The 18,380-nt window shown below is 43.4% G+C and carries 18 protein-coding genes; 10 read left to right on the top strand and 8 right to left on the bottom strand.

The annotated features are described in order from the left end of the window. The first annotated feature begins 115 nt into the window (after positions 1–115). From V7L05_RS03845 to V7L05_RS03805, 9 genes are all read left to right on the top strand, one after another. Entirely contained in the window at positions 116–640 is a 525-nt protein-coding gene (locus V7L05_RS03845; RefSeq protein WP_335161958.1) for an SRPBCC family protein, read from the top strand. Positions 641–886: 246 nt separating this feature from the next. Further along, positions 887–1,957, top strand: coding sequence for an Mrp/NBP35 family ATP-binding protein (locus tag V7L05_RS03840; RefSeq protein WP_335161956.1), 1,071 nt, complete (start codon positions 887–889; stop codon positions 1,955–1,957). Between the two features lie 25 nt (positions 1,958–1,982). Next, positions 1,983–2,144: a hypothetical protein gene (locus V7L05_RS03835; protein ID WP_335161955.1), complete on the top strand. Its 162-nt coding sequence runs from the start codon at positions 1,983–1,985 to the stop codon at positions 2,142–2,144. Positions 2,145–2,160: 16 nt separating this feature from the next. Next, positions 2,161–3,489: a rod shape-determining protein RodA gene (rodA, locus tag V7L05_RS03830; RefSeq protein ID WP_335161953.1), complete on the top strand. Its 1,329-nt coding sequence runs from the start codon at positions 2,161–2,163 to the stop codon at positions 3,487–3,489. Between the two features lie 285 nt (positions 3,490–3,774). After that, a complete protein-coding gene (locus V7L05_RS03825) occupies positions 3,775–3,972 on the top strand; it encodes an NAD(P)H dehydrogenase subunit NdhS (RefSeq protein ID WP_292792583.1) in 198 nt (65 codons plus the stop codon). Between the two features lie 163 nt (positions 3,973–4,135). Further along, entirely contained in the window at positions 4,136–4,792 is a 657-nt protein-coding gene (locus tag V7L05_RS03820; RefSeq protein ID WP_335161951.1) for an HAS-barrel domain-containing protein, read from the top strand. A 137-nt stretch (positions 4,793–4,929) separates the two neighbouring features. After that, entirely contained in the window at positions 4,930–7,068 is a 2,139-nt protein-coding gene (locus V7L05_RS03815; RefSeq protein WP_335161950.1) for a cation:proton antiporter domain-containing protein, read from the top strand. A gap of 530 nt (positions 7,069–7,598) precedes the next feature. Further along, entirely contained in the window at positions 7,599–8,549 is a 951-nt protein-coding gene (locus V7L05_RS03810; protein ID WP_335161948.1) for a UDP-glucuronic acid decarboxylase family protein, read from the top strand. A 371-nt stretch (positions 8,550–8,920) separates the two neighbouring features. Next, complete coding sequence (locus V7L05_RS03805; protein WP_335161946.1) at positions 8,921–10,312, top strand: UDP-glucose dehydrogenase family protein; 1,392 nt, start codon at positions 8,921–8,923, stop codon at positions 10,310–10,312. A gap of 356 nt (positions 10,313–10,668) precedes the next feature. Here V7L05_RS03805 and V7L05_RS03800 read toward each other — a convergent pair whose 3' ends face one another. Next, positions 10,669–11,463 carry an LmeA family phospholipid-binding protein gene (locus tag V7L05_RS03800; RefSeq protein ID WP_335161944.1) on the bottom strand — a complete coding sequence of 265 codons (795 nt, stop codon included), beginning with the start codon at positions 11,461–11,463 and terminating at the stop codon, positions 10,669–10,671. A gap of 202 nt (positions 11,464–11,665) precedes the next feature. On the opposite strand from V7L05_RS03800, the gene V7L05_RS03795 reads away from it, so the two are divergent. Continuing rightward, positions 11,666–13,132, top strand: coding sequence for a hypothetical protein (locus V7L05_RS03795; RefSeq protein ID WP_335161942.1), 1,467 nt, complete (start codon positions 11,666–11,668; stop codon positions 13,130–13,132). 287 nt (positions 13,133–13,419) lie between these two features. Here V7L05_RS03795 and V7L05_RS03790 read toward each other — a convergent pair whose 3' ends face one another. The 7 genes from V7L05_RS03790 to V7L05_RS03760 all read right to left on the bottom strand — a co-directional run. Further along, on the bottom strand, positions 13,420–13,845 hold the full coding sequence (locus tag V7L05_RS03790) for a type II toxin-antitoxin system VapC family toxin (protein ID WP_335161940.1): 426 nt from the start codon (positions 13,843–13,845) through the stop codon (positions 13,420–13,422). After that, complete coding sequence (locus V7L05_RS03785) at positions 13,842–14,063, bottom strand: hypothetical protein (RefSeq protein ID WP_335161938.1); 222 nt, start codon at positions 14,061–14,063, stop codon at positions 13,842–13,844. The genes V7L05_RS03790 and V7L05_RS03785 overlap by 4 nt, the downstream gene beginning before the upstream one ends. A 231-nt stretch (positions 14,064–14,294) precedes the next feature. Then, complete coding sequence (locus V7L05_RS03780) at positions 14,295–14,711, bottom strand: PIN domain-containing protein (RefSeq protein ID WP_335161936.1); 417 nt, start codon at positions 14,709–14,711, stop codon at positions 14,295–14,297. Then, complete coding sequence (locus V7L05_RS03775; protein WP_335161934.1) at positions 14,698–14,958, bottom strand: CopG family transcriptional regulator; 261 nt, start codon at positions 14,956–14,958, stop codon at positions 14,698–14,700. The genes V7L05_RS03780 and V7L05_RS03775 overlap by 14 nt, the downstream gene beginning before the upstream one ends. A gap of 49 nt (positions 14,959–15,007) precedes the next feature. Further along, positions 15,008–16,258 (bottom strand): competence/damage-inducible protein A, encoded by a 1,251-nt coding sequence (locus V7L05_RS03770; protein WP_335161932.1) that lies wholly within the window; start codon positions 16,256–16,258, stop codon positions 15,008–15,010. Between the two features lie 124 nt (positions 16,259–16,382). Further along, complete coding sequence (gene glyA / locus V7L05_RS03765; protein WP_335161930.1) at positions 16,383–17,666, bottom strand: serine hydroxymethyltransferase; 1,284 nt, start codon at positions 17,664–17,666, stop codon at positions 16,383–16,385. A gap of 434 nt (positions 17,667–18,100) precedes the next feature. Continuing rightward, on the bottom strand, positions 18,101–18,380 hold a 280-nt coding region (locus tag V7L05_RS03760; protein ID WP_335161928.1), incomplete at its 5' end, for a hypothetical protein.

The following is an 18,380-nucleotide window of genomic DNA, read 5'->3' as shown; positions in this document are numbered from 1 at the left end:
AATCGAGGCTTGCTATATTTAGGGCATTTCGGAGAAAGTTTTAATTTAGGAACTGAGCGTAGTTGCCCACAATACCAGAGTTACCAGAAAGTGTCTAGGGAGGAGGATTAGGAAAATGCAAGGTTGGTTATCCAAATTCATCCACCGCAAACGTCGTCGGTTTTGCGCTTCTCTGGTGCGGACGTATCGAGAAATTAGTTCTGCTTCTGTAGATGAACTGTGGCAACAAGTCGCTGATTTAACAGATGTTTCCTGGCATCCACTACTTAAAAGTACTAATGTACCATACGGATTAGTACCCAAACCAGGATTGATTTTTCAAGCTGTAACACGCTTTTCGCCGATTCCCATTCGGATTTTTGTGGAACGCGTCAATCCTAGAGAGATGCTGAGTATCCGAGTGCTGGCGATTCCTGGGATAGAGGAACGGGTCACTTATCAAGTAGAGTCAACGGTTTGTGGTACTTGTCTTTTTTATTCTGTAACGCTACGGGGTTGGTTATCGCCCCTGATTTGGTCTTTATCCCGTCCTTATGCAGACCGCGTAGCACGGTCTTTAGTAGAGGCAGTAGAAAAAACGGCATTGTCAACGGTATCTGGTAAGAAAAAATCCCTTAATGATAGTTGTTTTGATTTTTAGATCAGGGGAGTAGGGAATAGGGAGTGGGGAGTGGGGCATGAGGGAGGCAGGGGGTAGAAATAACCAATGCCCAATGCCTAAAGAAAGTTAAGATTCTATTAGGTGATAATGCAATTTGCTAAGTTTTATTACGGCAGTCACAGTGAAAACACTAACCTGACCTTGCTTAAGAAAGCATCCAGTTAATAGCTAAGATGTTCGCCACGAGTGTATTTCTTCATTTTCAATTTTGAATTTTAAATTTTTATGTACGATGTCCTCGATTCTCGCTCTGTCTTGGAAGTGTTGCGACCAGTGGAAGACCCAGAACTTCGCAAAAGTCTGGTAGAACTGAATATGATTCGCAACGTGAAAATTGACGATGGTAAGGTTAGTTTCACTTTGGTGTTGACCACTCCTGCCTGTCCTTTACGTGAATTTATCGTTGAAGACTGTCAGAAAGCTGTCAAAAAACTCCCAGGCGTTACAAATGTCAGCATAGAAGTGACGGCAGAAACACCGCAACAAAAAAGTTTACCTGACCGCACTGGTATTTCTGGTGTGAAAAATATCATTGCTGTTTCCAGTGGCAAAGGTGGCGTTGGTAAAAGTACGGTGGCGGTGAATGTAGCAGTGGCTTTAGCTCAAACTGGGGCGAAAGTCGGCTTGCTAGATGCTGATATTTATGGCCCCAATGACCCGACCATGCTGGGTCTAGCTGATGCCCAAATTACTGTGCGCTCAACCAAAACAGGTGACATCCTAGAACCTGCTTTTAATCATGGCGTCAAATTAGTTTCAATGGGCTTTTTGATTGACCGAGATCAACCAGTAATTTGGCGGGGGCCTATGCTCAATGGTGTAATTCGCCAGTTTCTCTATCAAGTTGAATGGGGAGAACTGGACTATCTGATTGTAGATATGCCACCAGGAACCGGAGATGCTCAGTTAACTTTAACCCAAGCAGTGTCGATGGCAGGAGCAGTAATTGTCACCACGCCGCAAACTGTAGCCCTATTAGATTCTCGCAAGGGATTGCGGATGTTCCAGCAGATGAATGTCCCGGTATTGGGGATCGTGGAAAATATGAGCTATTTTATACCCCCTGATCAGCCGGATAAGCAGTATGACATCTTTGGTTCCGGTGGTGGCTCCAAAACAGCCGCAGAATTGGGAGTGCCACTATTGGGGTGCGTACCCCTAGAGATTTCCACGCGAGTTGGTGGTGACAGTGGTGTGCCGATAGTGGTTGGTGAACCAGATTCAGCTTCGGCAAAAGCATTAACAGCGATCGCTCTTACCATTGCTGGTAAAGTATCAGTTGCTGCGCTGACATAAATTAATTTTAATTTCTATCTGCTTTTTGGGCTACAGCCTGGGAATATTAGGGAGTGGGGAGTGGGGAGTAGGGAGTGGGGGAGATGAGGGAGATGGGGGGGACAAGGGAGAATTCTTGAACAAGTTTCTTCCTTGTCTCTTCCCAATGCCCAATGCCCCATGCCCAATAATTAAATGTAAAAGCTAAAGTCTAAACTGACACAATGTTGTTAAAACGATCGCTCCCCAAAATTCGCTGGAAGTCTTGGGTTAAGCCCTGGCAGGATGTAGATTGGCTACTTTTTTGTTTGCCGATTGCTATCAGCATCTTTGGCGGCATCATGATCCTCAGTACGGAACTGAAGCAGCCAGTAACTGACTGGTGGTGGCACTGGATGGTAGCAGCTATCGGCGTGCTTATAGCCCTGTTTTTATCTCGCATTCGTTACGAACTCTTGATGCAGTGGCACTGGGTAACTTATGCACTGACGAACTTCAGTTTAATCGCTGTGATGATTGCTGGTACTAGCGCCAAAGGGGCGCAGCGATGGATTAGTATCGCCGGCTTTAACGTTCAACCCTCAGAATTTGCCAAAGTCGGCATGATCATCACCTTAGCAGCTTTGTTACACAGGCGCACAGCTTCTAGCATCGAAGGTGTTTTCCGCGTTCTGGCAATTACTGCTATACCTTGGGGATTAGTATTTTTGCAGCCAGATTTAGCAACATCACTGGTATTTGGTGCGATCGTTTTAGGAATGCTTTACTGGGCAAATGCTAACCCAGGCTGGTTAATTCTGATGATTTCTCCGGTGGTTGCCGCCATTTTGTTTAGTATATCTTGGCCTTTAGCAGAGCCGATAGTTTTATTTAAAGGATTAGCTTTTGGCCCATTAGCTTTTAGCCCATTAGGGCTAATTTGGTCAGTGGCGATGGCGATTGTGGGCTGGCGAACTCTCCCCTGGCATCGATTTGGTTTTGGCGCTATTAGTGCGTGGAGTCTGAATATCTTGGGTGGCGAATTAGGAGTCTTCGCCTGGAACCATATTTTGAAAGACTATCAAAAAAATCGGCTAACTGTATTCATAAACCCCGATCACGATCCCCTCGGTGCTGGGTATCACCTAATTCAATCTCGCATTGCGATTGGTGCTGGTGAAATTTGGGGATGGGGTCTGTTCAAGGGGCCAATGACGCAACTGAATTTCGTACCGGAACAGCATACAGACTTTATTTTCTCCGCAGTGGGGGAAGAGTTCGGTTTTGTTGGTTGTTTGGTAGTGCTGTTTGTCTTCTCCTTAATTTGCTTGCGTCTACTACATATTGCCCAAACCGCCAAAGATAACTTTGGCTCCTTGTTGGCTATTGGCGTTTTTTGTATGATCGTATTTCAGGTGATTGTGAACGTTGGCATGACTGTAGGTTTAGCACCTGTGGCGGGAATTCCCCTACCTTGGATGAGTTATGGGCGTTCTGCCATGCTGACTAACTTCATTTCCTTGGGAATAGTAGAATCAGTAGCAAATTTTCGACAAAGACAAAAGTATTATTGATCAAGTAGTCATTAGTCAAAGATACAAGAAAGAGTTTTTGGTACATACCTCGTCCCGCAACGCTAACGTGGGCGAAAAAAACTTTGCCTTTCATCGGACTAATTCAAACCACGTCAAAGAGTGGGTGTGGTATCTCAAGGACTTTCTTGCTAACTAGCTAATGACTAATGACTCTCGCGTTGCGGTTTGATTCGTCATTTGTCCTTTGCAAATGACCAATGACCAATGACCAATGACTAATAAGAAGTATTAAGCTAGTGAAAGGAAACAAGCGAGGCTAAAAACATGATCCTGCCTGGAGCAACTGTTCGCGTCAACAATCCCGCAGATACCTATTATCGCTATGAAGGACTTGTGCAACGGGTGAGTGATGGCAAAGTAGCCGTATTATTTGAAGGTGGTAACTGGGATAAATTAGTTACCTTCCGCCTGAGCGAATTGTCACTCGTAGAAACTACCGCCGGACGTAAAAAAGCCAAATAAGATTAGTCATTAGTCATTTGTACTTTGTCATTTGGCAAAAACTAATGACTAATGATGACCCTTACGGGTGATGCCTCCGGCACGCCAAGGGCGAACGCCAGTCACTCATGGGGGAAACCCGCAAGACCGCGCTGGCTCACCAATGACTAATGACTAAATTACCATGCGCCTCCCCCTACCACAGTTTGCTACTGGCGATCGCCATCCCAATCACATTGCAGAGGTGATTGAGACTAGTAGTACTGAATTTTTAGCTCAGTGTTTGGAACCAAAAGATTTGAGCTTTCCCTCGATGCCACCCTTTGGTAGTTGGGTTTGTTCTGTAGATGAAGAATCTGGCAATCAAATCTATGCTGTAGTGTATTATGCCACAACTATGCCGATAGATTCCGTACACCGGGCGAGAGCTTTGGGGTTATCTTTGCAAGACTTACGCGAGGAACAACCCCAAATATTTGCCATGCTTAGAACAGAATTCCGGGCTGCGATCGTGGGATTTGAGCAGTCTTCCCAGAATCGAGGTTATAACCAAAGAATATATCAATATCTACCACCCCGTCCGCCACAAATTCATCAAGCCGTTTATCGATGCGAACCAGAAGCGATCGTTAAATTTACTGAAGAACTAGATTTTTTGCGGACACTACTTTGTATTAATGGTGCGCCAATAGAGTCTTTGACCGCAGCTGCGATTCGAGATGTCTACCAGTTACGCAAAGCTGACCGAGAATGGCTAATTAAAGCTGGACGTAACTTGAGTGTGCTACTTAAAGACGACTACGATCGCTTGCGGTTCATTCTGAGTCAAATCCACCCGTAGGTAGTTAGTTCTCAGAGAATTGCCTAGTTAGTGTAAAGTAAGATTTCTGATTGTTCGTCAGGTGGCTTCTTTATTTATCAATCAGCGATCGCCCCAAGGTAATCGCAGTTTTCCCATAGCCCCTTCAATTCCTACCTATGGAACTCATATCACAAGTTCTTGTTGTGGAACCAACTTCCCAAGTTCTTGGCAAGGAACCAATTGTTCCCTTTGCTATTTTGCTGGTGGTTATCTTAGTTATACCGATCATATTTGAGCGGCTAAGATTACCAGGATTAGTGGGTTTGGTTTTCTCAGGGCTAGTACTTGGTTCTTCAGGCTGGAATCTACTTCAGTCTGACTCGCCGATGATTAACCTGCTATCAGACATTGGGTTAATTTATTTGCTGTTTGTCGCCGGGCTAGAAGTTGATCTAGAACAGTTCCGCCGCCAAAAAAGTCGTGCTTTTGGTTTTGCTAGCTTGACTTTCAGTATACCCCTAGTGATGGGAACCTTAGTAGGGCTGATTTTAGGCTATGGCTGGAATATATCAATATTAATTGGCTCTTTATTCGCTTCCTATACCCTTTTGGCATATCCGATAATCAGCCGTTTGGGAGTAGTAAACAACGAAGCTGTTAGTGTCACCATTGGAGCGACAATTTTTACAGATATTGGCGCAGTGCTGATCTTAGCCCTTTGTGTAGCCGTCGCTGATGCTGGAACATTCAGCTTTGCTAAACTACTCACCTTGTCGGGTTGGTTAATTATTTACTCAGTTGCCGTTGTCACAGGCTTTGATTGGGCAGGCAAAGAATTTTTCAAGCGGTCTGGAGACGACGAAGGAAACAAGTTTTTGTTTGTGTTGCTTTCTGTGTTTCTGGCCGCTGTGGGCGCTCAATTGATGGGGATAGAAAAAATTGTTGGTGCTTTTTTAGCGGGTTTGGCGGTGAATGAAGCTGTAGGTGAAGGCCCAGTCAAAGAAAAGGTGGTATTTATTGGCAGTGTGCTATTCATTCCCATTTTCTTTGTTCACCTGGGCTTACTGGTCAATCTACCCGCTTTTGTGAACAACCTGGACACGCTGAAGTTAACACTGTTGATGATAGTCGGTTTGATTGTCAGTAAATTGATCGCAGCGTTGTTCACAAAACTGGTTTACCGCTATAAGTGGCAAGAAATGCTCACGATGTGGTCGCTGTCACTTCCCCAGGTTGGTACAACGTTAGCAGCAACCTTAGTGGGATATCGGGCTGGGTTGCTGCCACTAGAAGTATTACACAGTGTAATTATCTTAATGCTTGTCACATCAACTTTGGGGCCCTTAATGACCAGTCGAATAGCTGTTGGTTTGAATTTCTCGCCAGCCGAAGATTCAGCGCCACCCCTACTTGAACAGAAGGCATCAGAGACAAACAGTGCTTTTACTATAGTCGTACCTGTGTATAATCCTCAGACCCAGCAGTATTTGATTGAAATGGCGGCATTATTAGCGCGTCAGTGTCATGGTAAGATTATACCCCTGGCGATCGCTACTGCTACTGCTCACATGGATGCACCCCAGTTAGAAACGTCTCTACAACGAAGTGAGCGGTTATTAACCAAAGCCACGGCACACAGTCGAATATTGGGCGTAGCCGCAGAACCAATGCTGCGAATTGATGATGCCTTTGCTCAAGGAATTAGCAGAGCAGCTCGTGAACAAAAGGCTAATTTAATTGTTATGGGTTGGGGTAAACGGACTGGATTACGAGCGCGTTTATTTGGCAATGTGATTGATGGTGTGCTTTGGGCATCCCATTGTCCAGTAGCGGTGACACGTCTAGTAGAATCACCGAAAAAAATTCAGCGCATCTTAGTACCAGTAGAAAATTTAACAACACCGACATTACAGCCTGTGCTATTTGCCCAGATGTTGGCAGAGGCAAATCAGAGCCACATTACTGTGCTGAATGTGTGCGATCGCCGCACTAGTTCCAGTAAAATTGCTTGGAGGCGATCGCATCTCTCCCTATTGGTATCTAAATTAGCTTTAGCCAATACCCCAGAAATTCAAATTATCGCTCATGAAAATGTTGCTCAAGCAATTTTGCAGGCAGCAAGATTATATGATTTAGTAGTTTTACCTTTTATACGTAATCGTACCAGTCCTGGAGGGTTCGCCATTAGCGATGTCACAACCCAGTTAGCCAGACAAATCAACTGCTCTATTGTCATGCTTGGAGAACCGCAACGCACTCAAACCACAAATGTAGTTATGTCGAACACGATTACCAGCATTACATCTGCTGTATGATTGAGTGGATTTGGACTGCGTTGGCGTAGCCCGCACTTCGGCAAGTAGCTCAGGGCATCAAAACCTCACCCTCGCTTTACCCAAGGGTAAATCTTTCCCTCTCCTTACTAAGGAGAGGGACAGGTTTTGCGTAGCAGAACCAGGGTGAGGTTTTTCAAGATTTTTGGGTAATTCGATGACTTGTGTGTACACCGTAGCCTTTTAGGGGAGAGGAATGGATCGGGGTTTTAAGAATAAGTTGCACATCGCGTGTAGTAACCATAAAAAGACTCTATTTTATTGAAGATTTGATGAACTTCAGGTGGAAGACTGACAACTTTGAGACTAAATTTGGTATTTTGCTAATTAAATTGTTAAGCAAAAAGGTAAAAATATTACAAAACTACATCCGTAGAAAAATAGGTAAGTTCAACAACACTTTTTGATTGAGCCTTGTTCTTTTTTTTCGTTTTGTATTTTTGTCTTCAAGCTGGGTAATCTAAAAGTAAGTGCGATCGCTACTGAAAATATTTGTAAGTAACTGGGAAACTATGAGAATTTTGGTGACGGGCGGTGCTGGGTTTATTGGTTCCCATCTCATCGACCGATTAATGAGCGATGGGCATGAATTAATATGCTTGGATAATTTTTACACTGGTCATAAACGGAACATCCTTAAATGGTTAGGTCATCCGTACTTTGAACTGATCCGCCACGATATTACCGAACCAATTCGGTTAGAAGTGGATCAAATTTATCATTTAGCTTGTCCTGCTTCACCGATACATTACCAGTACAACCCAGTTAAAACCGTTAAAACTAACGTGATTGGAACGCTGAATATGTTGGGGCTGGCTAAACGTGTGAAAGCGAGGTTTTTCTTGGCTTCAACTAGCGAAGTATACGGAGATCCAGAAGTTCATCCGCAACCTGAAGAGTATAGGGGTAGCGTCAATCCCATTGGCATACGTTCATGCTACGACGAAGGTAAAAGAATTGCTGAGACTCTAGCATTTGATTACTACAGGCAGAATAAAGTTGATATTCGAGTTGCTCGGATTTTCAACACTTACGGGCCGAGAATGTTAGAAAATGATGGTCGGGTGGTGAGCAACTTTATAGTTCAAGCCTTGCGGGGTACTCCTTTAACCGTTTACGGTGATGGTTCGCAAACTCGTAGTTTCTGCTACGTTTCCGATTTGGTGGAAGGATTCATCCGCCTAATGAATGGGGAGTACATTGGCCCAGTAAACCTGGGTAATCCTGGTGAATACACGATTTTACAATTGGCGCAAGCTGTGCAAAACATGATCAACCCGGACGCGCAAATTAAGTTCGAGTCACTACCTTCGGACGATCCCCGACGTCGCCAGCCTGATATTACCAAGGCAAAAACTTGGTTAAATTGGGAACCTACCATTGCTCTGCAAGAGGGACTAAAACTAACAATAGAAGATTTTAGCGATCGCATTCAAAGCGATGCCAAGAATTCAATCACCTAAGTGGCGTCTAGCGTCCCTCGGAATTTTCATCCAGGCTGACCCTATCGGTAGCTAGTATGCTTAGTGGCTGAGTTGACTAGCGATTTTAGATTTTAGATTTTAGATTTTGGATTAAAAGAATTTTTGGTTCATGCCCCGCCCGAAGTCAAGCGAAATAAATCTAAAATCCCAAATCTGTCTTGAAAAGTTTGCTCAACGGGGGGAACCCCCGCACGCAACTTTTGTCTTCGACACGCTCTTCGCGAACGCAAAATCTTCAAGCCTTGTCCCCTTGTGGGCGAGGTTAATCCAAAATCGCTTTCTCCAAAATCCAAAATTGTTTGACTGTCAGTGTATAAAAGACTAACCCAAAAAAAGTGAGGAGTTAAAAAATGCGTGTTTGCGTGATTGGTACTGGTTACGTTGGTTTAGTTACAGGTGCTTGCTTGGCTCATGTTGGGCATGATGTAATTTGCGTAGACAACAACGAAGAAAAAGTTAAGTTAATGAAGTCTGGGCAGTCGCCAATTTTTGAGCCGGGACTCTCAGAAATTATGCAGTCTGCCATTCAAACAGAGAAGATTCATTTTACTAGTGATATCGCTGCCGGAGTTACCCACGGGGAAATTCTGTTTATTGCTGTGGGAACACCACCTTTACCCACTGGTGAAAGTGATACTCGTTACGTCGAAGCTGTAGCCCGTGGGATTGGGGAAAATCTCAACGGTGGTTATAAAGTCATCGTGAATAAATCGACAGTGCCCATTGGCTCAGGTGACTGGGTGCGGATGCTTGTTCTAGATGGTATCGCTGAACGGCAGAAAACATTGGTACCCGCAGGTGGGGTATCGAATGATGAGAAATTACTTCAGGTTGCAGCCGAGTTTGATGTCGTCAGCAATCCAGAGTTTTTGCGCGAAGGTTCAGCAGTTCACGACACCTTCAACCCCGATCGCATTGTACTAGGAGGCAATAGTCAAAGGGCAGTAGCCTTAATGCAACAACTGTATGCCCCAATTGTGGAACGTAAGTACGCTGAGGATCAATCTTTACCCCCTGTGCCAATTTTGGCAACAGACCTGAGTTCGGCGGAGATGATCAAATACGCCGCTAATGCCTTTTTAGCCACTAAGATTAGTTTTATTAACGAAGTTGCTAATATTTGCGATCGCGTCGGTGCTGATGTCACCCAAGTAGCCAAAGGTATCGGTTTAGATTCCCGCATTGGTAACAAGTTTTTACAAGCTGGAATTGGTTGGGGTGGTTCTTGCTTCCCCAAAGATGTCTCCGCTCTGATTCACACTGCTGATGACTATGGTTATGAAGCCCAGCTATTGAAAGCTGCTGTCAGTGTCAACGAGCGCCAGAGGTTGATTGCTTTGGAGAAACTTCAACAAGTTCTGAAAATTCTCAAAGGCAAAACAGTCGGACTACTCGGACTAACATTCAAGCCAGACACGGACGACTTGCGCGACGCCCCAGCACTCATCTTAATTGAGCAGCTAAACCGATTGGGAGCCAAAGTCAAAGCTTACGACCCGATTATTTCCCAAACAGGTATGCGTCATGGTCTTTCTGGCGTGCTAGTAGAAACCGATGCCGAAAGACTTGCTGACGGCTGCGATGCTTTAGTACTCGTCACCGAATGGCAGCAGTTCAGCACTCTTGACTATGTGAAGATGGCAAAATTGATGGCGCACCCCGTTATCATTGATGGTCGTAACTTCCTCGACCCCGAAACACTTATCCGCGCTGGATTCCAATATGTAGGGGTCGGAAGATAGAGAGTTAGGAGTTAGGAGTTAGGAGTTAGGAGTGATAAATAAAAATTAAACCACACTATTTTGAGAACCATAGTTTTTAAAAGTGGGAGCATCTTGCTCCCTGGTGGTAGTAGCGGGCAAGATGCCCTAATACAAGCATTTCTTCCTTCTCTCTGTGTTCTCTGCGCCTCTGCGGTTCGTTAAAAAAAATTAACTTTCACAAAGAGTTTTAGCCTTAACCCAAGCGTATTGACCCATAATCAATAACTCCTAACTCCCTTCAAAACCTCAAGATTTAAATACCGCCTAGAATCTTCTAGGCGGTATTTAATTTGTTTAAAGCTTCACTTTACTTTGCATTTTTGCGTAATTTCATGTCAAGCGCTATGTGGAATACGTTCAATTTCAGCATATCCACTGAAAATAAGTTTTTGACCTTCAGTTTCTAATCGGTTGAGCCGCATTTTCACTCCATCCAGGTCAAAACGATCCAAATCGACCATATTATCTAAAATTTCTACCAGCGCCACGCTCAAGGTTTGCGAGATTTCCCGTTGGGTTTCTGGCAGTTGGTCAAGTTGAATTTTCGGATCTTTGAAAGAAACCCGTCGCCGCCTTTCAATGCCTATAGTTAGGATCATGCTCAGGGGCACGAGTTCGCCATTGTTTAAATCAGCTTTTGCTACAAGCTGTAAGCGATTTTCAGGTAATAGCTGTACCTGAACTTCGGTAAATGAGACTGGTTCACCGCCAGATAATGCTGTCAGGGATGGTAGGGTGAGGTTCAGCAGGCGCTTTTTCACCAGTTCCGCATTAAAGGCTTGGTTGATGCCTGCTTCTGATAGAATTACCTGTGCGATCGCTTGAGTGGGTTGCTTGAGATTGAGTTTGCCACTTAAAACCGAGCCGAAGTCAATAGCCACCGCATCGGTTTCAAATGACATCTCCTCTACTGCGAAATCTTTCCGAATCACCAAGCCACGACCGCTCATTTTAAAGCTATCAATGCTGCCTTGCAAGAGCTTGCTGGAGGGGTAGCAGCGCACAAAGACTTCTACTGACTCGCTTTGGGTAAACATATGGCGAATCGTTTGGCTGGCGACTGTGTTGAGCATCCGCTCTCCCCAATCTGTGCCTTTAGGATCTTGTAAACCAGTAAGTCCGCCGAACATGTGGTTTTGGGTCTCTAGAAGTTCTTTGTACTTTTGTAACAAATTGTCAAGAATACAGCAAGCGATCCCCAGATTAATTGTGCTGATGCGTAGGTGTAGGATCGCTGATGGTTAAAAGTTCAATGTATTAGATGTTACTTTTGAGCTTAGGAGTGGGAATAATTGAATTAAGTTATCGATAAGATTCTCCCTAGTACTAAGTATGATACACCTAAATATTCTAGAACTTGCCAAGCAGGGCGATACAAACGCGATTAACACTCTGGTAAGTCAGTGGTTAAATTTACCCATAATTACGCCAAAAACTAGTTTCAAGCAAAATTGTCTACAGATAATGCTGGAATCAATTGAAGTTCCAGTACAACAGTTAGTAGTCCCGGTTATTTGTGATGGATTAATTAGTTTAGGCATCCAATCTTTTAAGAGTGTCAAAATATACGGTAGAGTAACAGGTGAAGATTTTCCCGATTGGCAACAAGAAATTGAGTTAGAAGCATTAGTAAATTCATCTGTATTAACACCTCAAACAAATATTGAAGTGAAATCTTTAATTGCCATTACTAAAACAAAAACAGATAATAAATTAACTGTGCAAAAACCATCTTTTTTGGGATCATTATTTGGAGCAGTAGCAGGAACAGCCGGAGTAGTTGGAGGTGCTGCCGTTCAAGCTGGGCAAGCTGTTGCAGGAGCGGCTGTAGGTATTGGCGGTGCGATTGGTGGTACAGCTTTTCAGGGAACACAAATAGCAGGGCAGGCACTAGCAATTGTTGGCAATAATCCCCAATTGCAAGTAGCAATAAAATCTCTAAATAAAGATTGGTTAAATCCTTTAATTGAACAGGTTGATTTAGTTAAAGCCGAGGCTTCTGTCAGAAAGTTACAGCAAGAACACCCAAATGAACATCCAGCAGAAATTGCCCATCATCTTATGCTGGAAAAAGCTGTTTTAGCAGGAACAACAGGGTTTGCTAGTAGTGTTGTACCAGGACAAGCAGCTGCAATGTTTGTAGTGGATTGGGCTGCTACATCTGCATTATCAGTGGAGTTAGTCTATCAAATTGCTGCTGCCTATGGAATGGATTTAAAAGATTCCGATCGCAGAGCAGAAGCAGTAGCAATTTTTGGTTTAGGGGTAGGTGGAAAAACAGCAATCAAAGCAGGTTTGGGTTTACTCCGAAATCTGCCAGTAGCGGGAGCCGTCATTGGTGCTAGTTCAAATGCAGTAATGATATACGCACTAGGTTATGCGGCTTGTCAGTTTTATCAAGCAAAGCAGAATCCATTAACTTTAGAAGCAACATTAGTAGATGCTCAACTAGAGAGTGTAAAATTTATCGAAGCTGCTATCTCCCAAGAAAAGATTATGGATCAGATTTTAGTTTACATTGTCTTAGCGGGTAATCCAAATAAATCTTGGAAAGATATTTTGCTAGAATTAGAAATTGCTAACCTTAGTCCTGAGTCAATCGAGGCGATCGCAGCTAATATAAAATCGCTACCATCTTTAAAAACTTTACTTGAGCAAATTAATAGTGATTTCGCCGTACCTCTACTAGCGCAATGTCAAAAAATTGCTCATTTAGACGGAGTAATTACGCCACAAGAAGCTAAGGTGTTAGAAACGATTAACACAAAGTTAAACCGTGATTTAGCTGCAATCAAATAATCTGAAGATTGCTGTTAACATTTCTTAATCAAAGGCGATCGCAACCTCTACTAGATTTTAAATTAGATAGTAGTGCGATCGCGAAGCGCTGACTGGCGATCGCAACCTCTACTAGATTTTAAATTAGATAGTAGTGCGATCGCGAAGCGCTGACTTGTCAGTTCGCGCTTATGGGATTAGCAGTTTCCATGTATGGTACTCATTTTAATTGGGTAGTAGTGCGATCGCGAAGCGCTGACTTGTTAGTTTGCGCTTGTGGGATTAGCAGTTTGTATATGCCTATCTGACTAAGTTGATTTACTATCTAATGTTCTGTTTAATTCTCCAGGTGACATAACTGGAATTTCTGCATCCACAAAACCAGAAGCATCACGAGTTACAATTATGTCCACCCCATACGCCACTCCAGAAGCATACTGTACGGCATCCTCAAAATCTCGAAAATTTAGCGACAGTGCCTGTTCCAATACACTTTTGTCAACTGCACAAATGTGTAAATCAGTCAATATTTGAGCGATCGCATCTTGAGCAGCTTGCACACCTGCGGCTCTGCGAACGATATAGTAAATATTGGTGATTGTTGTTGCTGCGATAAACCCTTCAACCTCACCAGTGTCAACCTTCTCAAAAAGTCTCACCGCATCTACTACGAAAGGTTGCCTGTCTTGTAGGAAATCAAGAATTATGTTTGTATCAATTAGTACTTTTATCACTTATATTTTTCAGTGAGACAAGTAACATAATCTGTTGCAATATCTTCATTAATTGATACTGCTGTACTTTTAGCAATACCTCGCAATCGAGATAAATTCCCTTTCTTCTGTACTGAATAAGTTTCTTGCTTTAAAGATTCGAGTAAGGTTTGCACCAACTGCCAGCGTTTATCAATTGGTAATTGCAATGCTTGTTTTTGCAATTCTTGCAATGTCATTAGCTTTTTCCTACTTATATCTACTTTAGGGACTTCCAAGAAATAAATTATCCAAAAAAACGAACCACAGAGACGCAGAGAACACAGAGAGAAGAGAAATAGAGAGGATTTTTGCGTCAGTTTTGGGATATTTTTTTATTTGGAAGTCCCTTAGCTTAATTATAAATCTATCTGTGGAGAGCGGGGAGCATCCCAATGCAGGGCAAGAAGCCCACAGGAGCATTAAGTTTTTTAAAATAGCATCAGATTTTCAAATGGATGCTGATTTTTCCAACGGTAAGTATTAAAATCTCTAAAATCTATCGACAGAATTCTTCCATGTCCCAGATTTTCTGCCAAAACCACTAACGAAGCATCGGCAAGATCCATTGGTAAGTCCGCATATTTTGCCATAAGTTCAGAAATGCGCTTACCATGATGCGATGACAAATCAAAAACCGTAAATACCTCTAAAAATAAGTTATTGATAAAACTTACTTGCGCGTGGTTGCCCATCTTTGTTAGCAATAGATAGCAAGTTTCTGTAACAACAGCCCAAGTCGTAATCAGAGGTTCGTTGATATTGGCAAGTACTGTTATTGCTTGAGTGTGGTACAAGTCATTTCGATTTGCTAAGGCTAACCAAAAGCCAGTATCAACGATAATCATATTTAGCTTCTAAGCCATCTCTCAAAATTGATTTGTAATTTACAGACAGATCCGGATCTGCCTGACCACAACCAATAAAGCCTGTTTGAATCAGCACCGACAACGCATTCTTTTGCTCCTGCTGAAGCTGCTGATAATACAATTCAATAGCAGACTTAATCACATCCGTTACTGCCTGATTAGTCTGCTGTTGGATGTAAGCTAGTTTGTCAGCATACTCTTCATCTAACCGTGCATTAATTCGCATCGTTAGGTTCGTTTGTCATACAAATTGTATGACAAACATAACATACCTTCTACCTCGTCAACAACTTCCGCCGCAAATTATCCAACGCTGCATTCGCACTCACATGACGAATTAAAGCTCGACCTCGCGCTGCACCAAACTGATACTCAAAACTTGCCACTTCATCCTTTGGCCCAGCTAAACCAACGTAAACTAAACCCACTGGCTTAGTATCTGTCCCTCCAGTTGGACCAGCAATACCAGTGATACTCAATCCCCAAGTTGTTGCAAGGCGAGTTTTTACCCCAATTGCCATTTGCTCTGCAACAGTAGCACTTACCGCCCCAAATTTATCTAAATCTTCTGCGTTAACCCCCAGCAGCCCAACCTTCACCGAATTGTCATAAGAAATTACGCCACCCCAAAAGTAATCAGAACTGCCAGAAATGTCAGTCAACACTTGCCCTAAACCGCCACCAGTGCAAGATTCTGCTACCGAAAGCGTTTCTTTTGATGCCCGCAACAACTGACCAACCACGGTAGCAAGAGTATCATTATTGACACCGTAAAAATCCAGTCCGGCGATTTCTTTAAGTTGTTTCTCAATAGGCGCAATTAGGGCTTCTGCTGCTGCTTCTGAAGTTGCTTTAGCAGAAACTCGCAATCTGACTTCCCCCTTACCTGCATAAGGGGCTACTGTGGGATTTGGTAACTTCAAATAGGAAGCAACTTTTTCCGCCAAAGCCGATTCACCAATACCCCAAAATTTTAAACTCCGGCTGTAAATAATTTCTTTACCCCAACCTTGACTTTTGAGAAATGGCACGGCTGTTTCTTCCCACATCGGGTGCATTTCACTGGGAACACCGGGAAAGGTAAAAATCGTGATTTCAGGACGGGGTTGCCAAATAATACCGGGTGCTGTTCCAGTGGGGTTGGGTAGAATTTCTGCACCTTGAGGAATCAAAGCCTGCTTGCGGTTACTTGGTGACATAACCCGACCACGTTGGGCGAATTTCTGAGTTATGTCTTCGATGATGTCAGAGCGTTCTACCAACGGGACTTTAAAAAAATCAGCGATCGTTTCGCAGGTAAGGTCATCTGGTGTCGGGCCGAGTCCACCAGTGAAAATGAGAATTTGCGCTCTGGAAATAGCAATTTCTATAACTTGCTTCAACCGTTCTGGATTATCCCCAACCACTGTTTGATAGTAATGGGGGATACCTAGCTGCGCTAATTGTTGGGCGAGATATTGAGCATTGCCGTTGAGGATATCTCCTAGCAGCAGTTCAGTACCAACACAAATAATTTCTGCACTCATTAGATTGGGGAAGGGGAGTAGGGAGTGGGGAGTGGGGAGTGAGAATTTTAGATTTTAGATTTTGGATTAAAGAATTGAAATTTAATCCAAAATCGTCAATCCAAAATCTAAAATTGAATTGCCCTTATGCTAGGGCTGGTACTGGAATTTCCAGGTGAGGATATAAGGGGAAGCGATCGCACAATGCTGCTACCCGTTGCCGACAATCTTTGGTTACTATGTCGGAATCTGGAGAAAGCAGGCGATCGCTAATAATATTTGCAATCTCAGTAAATTCTGCTACTCCTAAGCCCCGTGTGGTCATTGCAGGCGAACCTAACCTCAGTCCACTGGTAACAAATGGCGATTGCGGATCAAAGGGGACTGTATTTTTGTTAGCAGTAATATTCACAGTACTGACTAGCTGATCCGCCTGCTTACCAGTTAGACCGATAGCGCGTAAATCCACGAGCATTAAATGATTATCAGTGCCATTTGACACTAGTTTTAAACCCCGATTTTGCAGTTGTTCTGCCAAAGTCCGAGCATTTTCAATCACTTGGGCTGAATAGGTTTTAAACTCAGGCTTCAGGGCTTCTCCAAAAGCTACTGCTTTAGCAGCAATGACGTGTTCCAATGGCCCGCCTTGGTTGCCAGGAAAAACGGCTTTATCTAGCTTTTTACCTAGTTCTACGTCGCTGGTTAAGATTAAACCACCTCTAGGGCCGCGTAGAGTCTTATGTGTAGTTGTTGTGACTACATGACAATGAGGAATGGGATCGGGATGAAGACCACTGGCAACTAAACCAGCAATGTGGGCAATATCCGCAAGTAAGTAAGCGCCGATTTCATCAGCAATGCTACGGAACTTTTCAAAGTCAATTATCCGGGAATAAGCCGAATAACCACAAATCAGCAGCTTAGGACGCTCCCTTAGCGCCAGCTCCCGAATTTGATCGTAGTCAAGTTGTTCTGTTTGTTGGCTGACACCGTAGTGGCTAACTTGAAACCACTTACCTGAAACATTTACAGGTGAACCGTGGGTGAGATGTCCCCCATGAGACAAATCCATCCCCATAATTTTATCCCCTGGTTGCAGGAGCGACAGGAACACTGCAAAATTGGCTTGTGCGCCAGAATGAGGTTGTACATTCGCATGAGCAGCACCAAATATCTGTTTAGCGCGATTGATCGCTAGTTGCTCGATTTTGTCGATAAACTCACAACCGCCATAGTAGCGTTTACCAGGTAATCCCTCGGCATATTTATTTGTTAGTACCGAACCTTGAGCCGCCAGTACAGCAGCAGAGGTAAAGTTTTCACTAGCAATCAACTCTAAGTGATCTCGCTGACGCTGTAGTTCGTCGTTGATTAACTCCGCGATCGCTGGATCACTGGAGGTCAGAAAATCTGAATTAGTCCTAGTCACTTCAATTATCCTTGTGGAAATTTGTACAACGGCTGATTTTAGTTGGATACAGCACCTAACAGTCGATTTTCAAGAGTCTATAGCCTAAAGTCTATAGTTCAATGATTTTGACTGCTCTACAGAGGCGATTAATCGTCTCCGTAGTATTGAGGTTTATTTGTACCAACTTATTTATTATAAGGACGTTGCTTTTTGAAGCTGCGCTAAATAGAGCCTAATTGCGATCGCTCTAGCGTTGTCAGGGACTTCCAAATAAAAATGAATTCGATAAGTTACGGTAGGAATTCACATATTTTTTGTAGTCGGGAGTGAGGGAGATAAGGGAGATGAGGGAGTTTGAGGTTTTAAGCTTGAAAGTTTTCCTCGTTCCCATGCGGAGCATGGGAATGCATTCGTTGAGTCAGAGACTCAATATCTGACTGGAGGCAGAGCCTCTAATCAGCCATTCCCATGCAGAGCATAGGAACGAGAGACGAGAGATGAGGCAGGTGGGGGATAAGAGAACCTTTAAGCTTGAACTTTAAGTCTTTAAGCTTGAACTTTAAGTCTTTAAGCTTGAACTTTAAGTCTTTAAGCTTGAACTTTAAGCCTTTAAGCTTGAACTTTAAGCCTTTAAGCTTGAACTTTAAGTCTTTAAGCTTGAACTTTAAGTCTTTAAGCTTGAACTTTAAGTCTTTAAGCTTGAACTTTAAGTCTTTAAGCTTGAACTTTAAG

The sequence above is a fragment of the Nostoc sp. genome, from assembly GCF_036917755.1.
Taxonomy (GTDB): domain Bacteria; phylum Cyanobacteriota; class Cyanobacteriia; order Cyanobacteriales; family Nostocaceae; genus Nostoc.
The sequence above is the reverse complement of the archived record's forward strand: the minus strand, read 5'-3'. Positions and strand labels throughout refer to the sequence as shown.

Coding starts and splice junctions, on each gene's coding strand:
- V7L05_RS03845 (WP_335161958.1), top strand. CDS start 116: ATGCAAGGTTGGTTATCCAAATTCATCCACCGCAAACGTCGTCGGTTT.
- V7L05_RS03840 (WP_335161956.1), top strand. CDS start 887: ATGTACGATGTCCTCGATTCTCGCTCTGTCTTGGAAGTGTTGCGACCA.
- rodA (WP_335161953.1), top strand. CDS start 2,161: ATGTTGTTAAAACGATCGCTCCCCAAAATTCGCTGGAAGTCTTGGGTT.
- V7L05_RS03825 (WP_292792583.1), top strand. CDS start 3,775: ATGATCCTGCCTGGAGCAACTGTTCGCGTCAACAATCCCGCAGATACC.
- V7L05_RS03820 (WP_335161951.1), top strand. CDS start 4,136: ATGCGCCTCCCCCTACCACAGTTTGCTACTGGCGATCGCCATCCCAAT.
- V7L05_RS03815 (WP_335161950.1), top strand. CDS start 4,930: ATGGAACTCATATCACAAGTTCTTGTTGTGGAACCAACTTCCCAAGTT.
- V7L05_RS03810 (WP_335161948.1), top strand. CDS start 7,599: ATGAGAATTTTGGTGACGGGCGGTGCTGGGTTTATTGGTTCCCATCTC.
- V7L05_RS03805 (WP_335161946.1), top strand. CDS start 8,921: ATGCGTGTTTGCGTGATTGGTACTGGTTACGTTGGTTTAGTTACAGGT.
- V7L05_RS03800 (WP_335161944.1), bottom strand. CDS start 11,463: ATGTTCGGCGGACTTACTGGTTTACAAGATCCTAAAGGCACAGATTGG.
- V7L05_RS03795 (WP_335161942.1), top strand. CDS start 11,666: ATGATACACCTAAATATTCTAGAACTTGCCAAGCAGGGCGATACAAAC.
- V7L05_RS03785 (WP_335161938.1), bottom strand. CDS start 14,063: ATGACATTGCAAGAATTGCAAAAACAAGCATTGCAATTACCAATTGAT.
- V7L05_RS03780 (WP_335161936.1), bottom strand. CDS start 14,711: ATGATTATCGTTGATACTGGCTTTTGGTTAGCCTTAGCAAATCGAAAT.
- V7L05_RS03775 (WP_335161934.1), bottom strand. CDS start 14,958: ATGCGAATTAATGCACGGTTAGATGAAGAGTATGCTGACAAACTAGCT.
- V7L05_RS03770 (WP_335161932.1), bottom strand. CDS start 16,258: ATGAGTGCAGAAATTATTTGTGTTGGTACTGAACTGCTGCTAGGAGAT.